Annotated in this window: 4 protein-coding genes and 2 pseudogenes; 2 read left to right on the forward strand and 4 right to left on the reverse strand. The window is 40.7% G+C overall.

Annotation, left to right across the window (positions count from 1 at the left end):
- Positions 1-74: 74 nt before the first annotated feature.
- The 3 genes from A3835_09225 to A3835_09235 all read right to left on the reverse strand — a co-directional run bounded on the left by A3835_09225 (position 75) and on the right by A3835_09235 (position 2,222).
- Positions 75-695, reverse strand: coding sequence for a disulfide oxidoreductase (locus tag A3835_09225; GenBank protein ID ORI09800.1), 621 nt, complete (start codon positions 693-695; stop codon positions 75-77).
- 8 nt (positions 696-703) lie between these two features.
- A complete protein-coding gene (locus tag A3835_09230) occupies positions 704-1,360 on the reverse strand; it encodes a thiol:disulfide interchange protein (GenBank protein ORI09801.1) in 657 nt (218 codons plus the stop codon).
- 115 nt (positions 1,361-1,475) lie between these two features.
- Positions 1,476-2,222 carry a carboxymuconolactone decarboxylase gene (locus A3835_09235; GenBank protein ID ORI09802.1) on the reverse strand — a complete coding sequence of 249 codons (747 nt, stop codon included), beginning with the start codon at positions 2,220-2,222 and terminating at the stop codon, positions 1,476-1,478.
- A 279-nt stretch (positions 2,223-2,501) separates the two neighbouring features.
- Between A3835_09235 and A3835_09240 the strand changes: the two are divergent.
- Positions 2,502-4,336: pseudogene (locus A3835_09240) on the forward strand (aryl-sulfate sulfotransferase).
- Between the two features lie 212 nt (positions 4,337-4,548).
- A pseudogene (locus tag A3835_09245) lies at positions 4,549-5,570 on the forward strand (peptide ABC transporter substrate-binding protein).
- Positions 5,571-5,810: 240 nt separating this feature from the next.
- Here the strand turns inward: A3835_09245 and A3835_09250 are convergent.
- Positions 5,811-9,365 (reverse strand): hypothetical protein, encoded by a 3,555-nt coding sequence (locus tag A3835_09250; protein ORI09803.1) that lies wholly within the window; start codon positions 9,363-9,365, stop codon positions 5,811-5,813.
- Between the last annotated feature and the right edge of the window lie 72 nt (positions 9,366-9,437).

The raw sequence follows: 9,437 nt of genomic DNA on the forward strand, positions 1-9,437 counted from the left end.
TTAATATTTTGTGATTTTAAATTAATACCCATGCGTGCAGTATATCCTAAGTTCGACCTAATTGCTAACTAAATTCATTTTAAAAAGGATAAAAGCTTTGAAACGAGCATAAGTGCAAGCACTACAAAACAAACACTAAACCCAAGTAGCGTGCAATCAGCCATCGACATAAATTTAGATGAAGGCACAAGATACCAGCCGTCCGCATAAAGATCAACTATGCTCTTTTGCAAATCACTTAGCACCACGCCATCAGGCACCATAGGGCTGTCATATCCGCAGTCTCCTGTTGGCATAAACCAGTCAGGCGCCCACTTCTCAAGCGGCAAACCAAATGGATAGTGTGGCTCAGTCGAGCAACCCTGCACACCAAAAGGATCATCACCATGAACTGCATCGTGAATTTTAGCTAGCTTTACACTATACATTATGCCCTGTACCGCTCCCCAAAAGGCGAAGACATAGCCAATTAGAGCAAATAGTAAATTTTTAGGATTTATCATAGCGATCACGCCGCCAAGCGCCATACATAAAAATGCAAAACGTATATAGACGCACTGCTCGCAAGGAGGCATATAAGCGTAGTTTTGAAAGAGCGAGTGCGCAATAACGACAAGTGCAACGCTTACAAAGACTAAGATCGCCCAAGAGATGCGTGAGTCTTGAAATTTAGCCATTTTTTTAAAAAAGCTCATGTGACGCCTTATTTTTTAAGAAGCTCTTCGATGAGTGCTGCCATGCCGTCAAGCGAGCTAATTGATTTTGTCATGATGAGATATTTGCCATTTACGACAAATGCTGGCACGCCTTGAATTTTAGCCACGTCATAGCTCTCATCCCACTTTTTAAGTAGCTCAGTCACTTTTGGATTAGCTAGCTCTTTTTCATAATCAGCCTTACTAACGCCAGCAGCCTCAAGTCCAGTCTTTAAAAAACCCTCAGCGTCTTTGCCATCGCTCCAGCGCTCTTTTTTGTCGTGATAAGCCTTATAGTAGGCAAATTTAGCCTTTTTAAATAGCGAATTTTCATCAAACAAGCTCACTCCCTTTGCCTCGTCCATAACGATAAGCACGGCAAAAACCTTGCTCGCAACCTCGCCATAATCGCCCTTTGTCTTTAGGTGAAATGGTTCGTATTTTAGTCCAGGAATTTTCTCAACTACCTTTGGAGTGACGCTCTTGTCGTACTTGTAGCAAAATGGGCAAGCGTAGCTAAAAATTTTAACTAGCGTATTTTGTCCCGCGCTTAGTGGCTTTTCAAGCTTGACATAGTCCTCACCCTCGCTAAATGCACTAGCACTGATCGCTCCAGCAACTGCAACGGCAAAGATAGCCTTACTAAATTTAGATAGAAAACTCATGATAATCTCCTTTAGATGATTTATTTTGAGTTATTCTACAACCAAGCTCAACCGCAAATTTAACGCTAGAATAAATTTTGGCTGAAATTTTCAAGATATCGCATTGATTAAAAATTTAATTTTTACTAGAACTTATCTCATTTATTGCTGATAATGCGTTTAAAGCACTTGGATAGCCTATAAATGGTATAAGAGTTGTAACAACGCTTATTAGCTTAGCTCTATCGTTACCGATACCAAAATTTGCGGCAATGTGTCCTAAAAGCTGTGGCTTTGCAAAGCCAAGAGTCGTGATATAGACAAATGTCAAAAGCTCCCTAAGCTCTAAACTAAGCCCATCTCTTGCATAAAAATCGCCAAAGCAGTTTTGCGATAAAAACTCCATTATATGTTTTTGATCATTTGGCATTGATGCGATAAATTTATCAACCGCTGGGAAAAGTTTTCTTTGTATCTCAAGGCCTCGCTCACCTCTGCCCTCTCTTGATTTTTTAGGCATATTTTCGAGCTCTATATAGCGCTCATTAAAAATTTCATCAGCTAAAAATATACAATCTTCTACCTTGCCAAGCCCAGCATAAGGCACTGCTTGATATAAAATTTCTCTTATCTCTTTTGCTGATATGCCTACATTTAAAGCAGCTCTAACGAAGCTTTTAAATGAGCTTTTTGCGCCTCCACTCACGCAAAGAGAGGCGACGATAACCAAAAGCCTTGTTTGTTCGTCGATGTTTATCTTATCGCCGATATCACCTAAAAAATTTAAATAATCCTCTAAAAAGCTAGCATTGCTCTCTTCAAGCTCACTTTTTGAGTCAAACCAATTTTCATAAATTTTCTTTGCATTGTAAGTTAGTGTCATAAGTTTTGCTCCATTGTTTGGGGCTGATTATAAGTGCTAAAGCGTAAATGCTAGCTTAAGACCCAAAAAAGGCAAAAATTTTTAATATAAATTTAGATTTTAAGCCATTATAAAGTTTATCGTGATTTTTATGTTATAAGGTTTTATTACAATTACTAAGGACGCAATATTTTTTTATTACTCCTTTTAACTATTTTAAGCCTTGGGCATTCCAAGGCTTTTTCTAAATTTTATAAGCTTTATGAGTAGAGTTTATAAAATTTATCCAAAGGAGATGTTATGAAAAAGACTTTGAGTTGTGTTGCGCTAGCTTCTGTGCTTTGCTCAAGCGCTTTTGCAATAGGCGGCCCAAGCGGGGCTAAACTAGACTACGCTATAACTGGGCAAATCGGCGAAGTAGTAGTAAATCCTTACGACACTGCCCCACTTACCGCAGTTATCAAAAATGGTGGCTACACACTAAGCAACGCCAAAGTAACCATCGTGCCAAAACAAGGCGGTCAAGTAATAAGCTATAAAGTGGCTGACAAGCATCTTCGCACACATGGCGGCATCCCAGTTTTTGGCATGTATCCTGACTATCAAACACCGTTGAAGTCGAGTACGACAAGAGCTACAAGGGCAAGACTGAGCATATAAAAGAGAGCTATAAAATTTACGCTCCAGCTATCTACCTAGAGAGTGCTGGCACGCCAAATCAAAAGGGCGCGCTATTTGACAAGATCGAGGTTACTAAGCCTGCGAGTGCTAAATTTGCAAACCGCCTCTACTACGTAAATAACTTCGTAAATAAAACAGGCAAGGGCACAAAAGTAGTTTGGAACAACCCAGCTGGCGGTGCGATCGAATGGAACTACAGCCCAAATAACTTCATCCTTGATACAAAAGGCGAGGTTAGATGGTACCTTGAGCCAAGCAAAATTTACGATCTAAAACAGCCATTTCACGCTGGCGTTATGATGGGCTTTAAGCAAAATGACGACGGCGCTATGACTTGGGGATATGGTCAAAGATACGCAAAATACGACATCATGGGTAGAGAAATTTTTAACCGCGAGCTACCAGCTAGCTACAACGACTTCTCTCACTCAATGGACGTAGCACAAAATGGACACTACTTCTTGCGCGTGGCAAATGCTGACTACAAAAGAGCTGACGGTAAAAACGTAAGAACAGTACGCGACGTGATCGTTGAGCTTGACAGAGATGGCAACGTAGTTGATGACTTTAGACTATATGAAATCCTAGATCCTTACCGCGATATCGTGCTAAAAACGCTTGATCAAGGCGCAGTTTGCTTAAATATTGATGCTAAAAAAGCAGGCCACACTGCAAGCTCTGATGAGCTTCAGTCTATGGATACTCACGATAAGTGGGGCGATATCGTTGGCGCAGGCCCCGGACGTAACTGGGCTCACGTAAATAGCGTAGACTACGACCCAAGTGACGATAGCATCATAATCTCAAGTCGCCACCAAGATGCAGTCATTAAAATCGGCCGTGATAAACAAGTAAAATGGATCATGGGTGCTCATAAAGGCTGGAGTGATAAATTTAAAGATAAACTCCTTCAACCAGTCGACGCCAAAGGCAGTAAAATCGTCTGCGAAGATGAGTACTCAAAATGCCCAGGATACGAGAGTGACAAAGGTGGCTTTGACTGGCAATGGACGCAACACACTGCATTTAGGATAGATAGCAAGTCTAAAAAAGGCGAAATTTATCTAAGCGTCTTTGACAACGGTGACACAAGGGGCATGGAGCAACCAGCCATCGCTGGCATGAAGTACTCTCGTGCCGTTGTTTATAAAATAGATGAAAGTAAAAAGACAGTCGAGCAAGTCTGGGAATACGGTAAAGAGCGTGGCAAAGAGTGGTATAGCTCGGTTACTAGCCTTACGCAGTATCAAGATGACCTTGATAGTATTATGGTCTACTCAGCCGTTGCTGGCATGCAGTTTGACATCGCAAAAGGTCGCCCAGTAGGACTTCCTAGCCCACACATCGATGAGTTTGAGTGGGGCGCAAAAGAGCCTAGCATCGAGATAAAGATGACAAATGCTATGGGCTATCAGGCATTTCCATTTAGCTTACAAAAAGCTTTTGAAAAATAATCACTCTCTTTTCTCCCTTTTTTGCCCAGTGCAAGAAGGGGAGCACTTGCTACAAATTTAATCTATCAATAATAGATAAAAATCCACATTCGCTCATAAATTTTAAAGCTCTAAGTTAGAAATTTATATTGTAAGGATATTGTTTATTAAGGCGATAACATATGGCATTAGTACTTATATATAAAAATATATATTTAACATAAGGAGAAAAAATGAAAAAATTTTTCATGGCTTTAGTGGTGCTGTTTGCAAGCCTTTTGCTTAATGCAGCTGAGTTTAGAGATGTCAAAGACATCACTGGCAACGTCGTAAAAGTTCCCGCAAAAGTAGAAAAAATCGCTACACTTTGGTATGCGAATAATCAAATCATATTAATGCTAGGCGGCGCGGACAAGGTAGTAGCGACCACCGATCTTATCAAAAACAACAAATGGTTTGCGCGCGTTTATCCTAGGATTTCAAGCATCCCAAACGGCGTAAACGGCAAAGATTTACAAGTAGAAGAGCTAATCAAACTAAGTCCCGACATCGTTATAGCCGCCGATAAAAAGAACAAAGAAGAGCTGACTAAAAACGGCTTTACCGTGCTTTATCCGTCATTTACGAATCATGCGGATATGAAAAGAAGCGTATCTATAATGGCCGAGGTCATAGGCGGCAACGCGCCAAAGATAGCGGAGAAATTTAACGAGTATTTTGACGGTAATCTTAAAAAAGCGCTAAGTAAAACGGATAAGATCGCTACGCCAGATAGACCAAAAGTGCTTCACATAGCAGAGGGTAAAATTTATTCAAAGTAGATGGCTCAAATACAATAATCGATGAGTGGATAAGTGTCGCAGGTGGCATAAATGCAGTACAAGCAAAGGGCAATATGCTAGAAATCAATGCGGAAGAGATACCAAATATAAATCCAGACGTTATCATCATAGGCAGAGCTAAATCGCCAGACGCTATAGAAAAGATATATTAAAACAAAGTCTATACTGGCACAAATGCTGTAAAAAACAAAAAAGTCTTCGTAAATCCAGCAGGTGTTTTTAGCTGGGATAGATACGGAACCGAGGGAGCTTTGCAAATTTTATGGGCGACTAAGACCTTACATCCTGAAATCTTTAAAGATATCGACATAGCTACTGAAACAAAGAAATTTTATAAAGAATTTTTGCACTACGATCTAAATAACAATGAATTTAACTATATCCTAAATGGCCTAGACCCAGAGGAAAAATAGAAATTTTATAGTGAGTGTGGGTTAAAAAGCTCTTGCTCGCTAAATTTTAAATCACTTGGCTTTTATTTATCTCCGAATTTTTATAAAACTTGTCTCTAACAGCACTATCTTAGCAGCTCTTTTGGCTTGATAGATTTATTTCTTGATCTTATTTTGGTTTTAAATCTAGAGCAATTATAAATTTTAGTGAGATAAAAAATATCCCAAAGGAAAATTCCTTTGGGATTAGTTAGCTAAATATTAAAATACGTGTACTTGGTCTTGAACTTCTAGAGTTACAGTATGTACACCATCTGTGTTAGTATAGACTTTATAACCAGTAATGTTGGCACTAGTATCTTCAACCCAACCCTTACTTGCAAGACCAAGATTATCGCCTCTATCGCCATCTATTCTTAGCCTATTGTTGCTATCGGTCATATCTAAAACGTCTTTAGCTGTTAGAGTCATATTGTGATCGCCCTCAGTTAAATCTAGTTTCTCTATGTTTGTAACTTTAGTAAGGTTTACACTATCATCAGCAATCTTTAATATATCAAAGCCAGCTCCGCCGTCGATAGTCGAAGTATCTTGAATGCTTGTGTTTTTACCAATTGAGATAATGTCGTTACCGCCGCCGCCGCTTATTATAGAGCCGCCGCTCATAGTTAGATTCTTGCCTACGGTAATGATATCGTTTCCGTCTCCGGTGTTATTTACCGCGCTTCCGTTATTTCCCCAGTCGCCGTGTATACCCGCGCCATTAATAAGCTTTAGGTTGTCGCCCGCAGTAATAGTATCGACTCCACCGCCGCCTTTGATGTCCGCCCAGTCTTGAAGGGTGACATTATTTGCGATATTTATGGTATCGTTGTATCCTTGACCACCGTCGTCCATATGGATATCGGAAGCTGATACTACTCCGCCATTTCCTATATTTAAGGTATCCGCGCCATATCCTAAATCCACATGCGTGTCTCCACTAATAGTACCGTTTATATTTAGTGTATCGACGTCGTCTCCAGTTATAAGCTGAGAATGTTCTACGGTAGCGCCCGATGCTACGGTTATAGTATCGCTACCTCCGTTAAGATCGAACGTCGCGTTTTTAACGATAGCTCCGGCATTTACGTTTACGTGATCTTCGCCACCGTAGTTTACTATCTTAGTTTGATATTGAGAAACACCAGGACGTACTTCAGCCATATTGTTTGATTGATCACCGAATATCGCTCCGGAATTTATATTTACGGTATTTTTTGTTCCTTGTAATTCTACGGTAGTTTTACTAAACGTACCTCCGGCGATATTTACGACATCCCCATTGCCCATATACTTCCCGTTTCCAGTACTTATCTTAGTTTCGGTAAAATTTCCGCCGTTTATATTTATTTTATCGTCTCCGTCGCCGCCGGTTATTTCTGAATTTTTAATTATACCCCCGTTTATGTTTATCTTGTCTTCTCCGTAAGCGCCTAAAATTTTCGCATTCGTAAGAATTCCGTCATTTATATTCGTCGTCGTTTTGCTATGAGATGTATGAATTTCAGAGTCCGTAATCTCGCCGCCGTTAATATTTATGGTATCTAAGTCTCTTCTGTCGCCGTCTTTATTATCTAGTCCGGAATAAATCTTACTACCGTTTATTACCTTAGAACCCGCATCAATATTTATGGTATCGCTACCGTATCCGGCTATAACGTTTGAGTTGTCTATTATCGCTCCGGCGCCGATATTTATCGTGTCGTCTCCAATTTTGGCGTCTATTTTACTATTTTGTTCAAATTTAGAATTTGTAATGTTTATAGTATCGTCGTCTTCGCCGCTATACCAAGCAGGTTGATCAGATACGCCGGCGCGTAGTTCCGCGCCATTAGTAAAGGTAATGCCGTTAATATCGATTGTATCGTTACCCTCGCCGAAATCTATTAAACTTTTTTCTATAGTTATCCCTTTTTTGAAATTTATCGTATCGTCGCCGCCGCCCATATTTATATTAGTCATATATAAATTTTCGTCTACATTCGCGATATCATTTCCATGTCCGGCAGATATAGTGGCACTAGTTACGCTTGAGCCTTTCTTAATATAAATAGTATCGTTGCCGCCGCCCATACTTACGCTACTACCTCCGCTTAACGTAGCTCCGCTCTCTATATGAAGTTCGCTGTGTTTATCGTCATTATCGACATCGCCCGCTTCTATCCTGGCTTTACCGTCGACGGTTCCTCTAACGTACACGGTATTGTTACCCTCGCCGGCTTTTATTCTTGATTCTCCGGATACGTGCCCGTTTATATTTATCGTATCATCGCCGTTTCCAGTACTTATCTCATTAAAATGATTTGGATTACCGATCATATTGCCGTCTATATTTACGGTATCTTTTCCGGCTCCAGTTTTTATATCTCCCCAAGATAGATTTGCACCGTTTTTAATATTAATCGTATCATCGTCCTCGCCGGTGTCTACTCTAAGAAATTTGCTAAAAGTTGCTCCGCTTTCGATATTAAACGTATCTTTTCCGAGTCCGGTATTTATTGCGGCATATCCACTCGTTTCTCCGGCAAAATTTACGGTATCATCGCCGTCTTCGGTATCTATCATCGTATTATCGCCTAGCTTGCCCTTGATATTGACTACGTCGCCTCCCTCGCCGGTATTTATATTGCTATTTTTTATTTCCGCTCCAGCATTTATGTTTACCTTGTCGTCACCGCTGCGAGTATTTATCGTCGACGAGTTCTCTACCGTTCCGTTTATGTTTACGGTATCTACTCCCGCGCCGCCGTATACGTTAGAGTTATTTCTAACCGTTCCGTCGATATTTATTTCGTTACCTTCGTCAAAAATAAAGTCTTCATTTTCGCTATCGCCGTATACCGATGAATTATCTATTACCGCACCGGATTTGATGTTTATAGTATCGTATCCTTCGTTACCTTGGATTTGAGTTCCGTTTTCAGCCGTTCCGCCGAAATTTATAGTATCGTTGCCTTCATTAGCGTAAATAGTCGCGCCGTCCTTAAGAACTCCTGTCGAACCTACGTTAAACGTATCATCGCCGTCGTCGCCGTGAACAATTCCGCCCCCGATCTCTCCGTTCATGTTAAAGGTATCGTCGCCGTCTCCGCCGTATATTCTAGTCCTGAAGCTACCGCTCATCCCTACGAATGAGCCTTGATTAAGATTGATCGTGTCGTTACCGTCGCCGGCATCTATTTGAGCGTTTCCGTAATTCAACACGGAGCCTGATTTTACGTTGATAACGTCATCGCCGTCTTCTGTGCTAACATACGAATTTACATCGCTAAACGCTCCGCTCATATTTACGGTGTCGTCGCCGTCGCCCGTAAATACCGCTTCGCTTAGCCCCTCGTTAATATTTACGTAATCGTCGTTATCGGTAATTTTGCCGTTAGCTTGAGAGTTAATAATCTCGTCGTTGTCGGTAGTTACGTTTAGGGTTAAATTTCTTTTATATACGCCGTACTCTACTCCGTTTAGATTAGAATACCTGCTTCCGTCTTGTTCGCCTTGATTCTGATTAGCGCTTTGGGTTGTAGGATTAGCAGCTATATCTACGCCATCGTGTCCGTAGTTATCTATAGTAGTTACTCTTACTTTAACGTTATTGATTTGATTTGCGTCGGCAAGATTTACGGTAGTGCCACGCGTCCAAGTATTGCCGCCGTCGGTAGAATACTCTATAGAGTTTGCGTCATAATCTACTCCGGCTACTCCGCCACTAAAATTTAAATTTAACGTAGTAGGTCTAGCTGTCAATGCAGTAGGTAAAGATAGGTCATAAGTCATAACTCCGCCTTCGTTAGAGCTAGCAGAGCTTATATTTATACCAATTTTAGGTCCTGTTGTTCCAGCCCCAGC

This window comes from Campylobacter concisus, assembly GCA_002092835.1.
Taxonomy (GTDB): domain Bacteria; phylum Campylobacterota; class Campylobacteria; order Campylobacterales; family Campylobacteraceae; genus Campylobacter_A; species Campylobacter_A concisus_K.

Coding starts and splice junctions, on each gene's coding strand:
- A3835_09230 (ORI09801.1), bottom strand. CDS start 1,360: ATGAGTTTTCTATCTAAATTTAGTAAGGCTATCTTTGCCGTTGCAGTT.
- A3835_09225 (ORI09800.1), bottom strand. CDS start 695: ATGAGCTTTTTTAAAAAAATGGCTAAATTTCAAGACTCACGCATCTCT.
- A3835_09250 (ORI09803.1), bottom strand. CDS start 9,365: ATGACTTATGACCTATCTTTACCTACTGCATTGACAGCTAGACCTACT.
- A3835_09235 (ORI09802.1), bottom strand. CDS start 2,222: ATGACACTAACTTACAATGCAAAGAAAATTTATGAAAATTGGTTTGAC.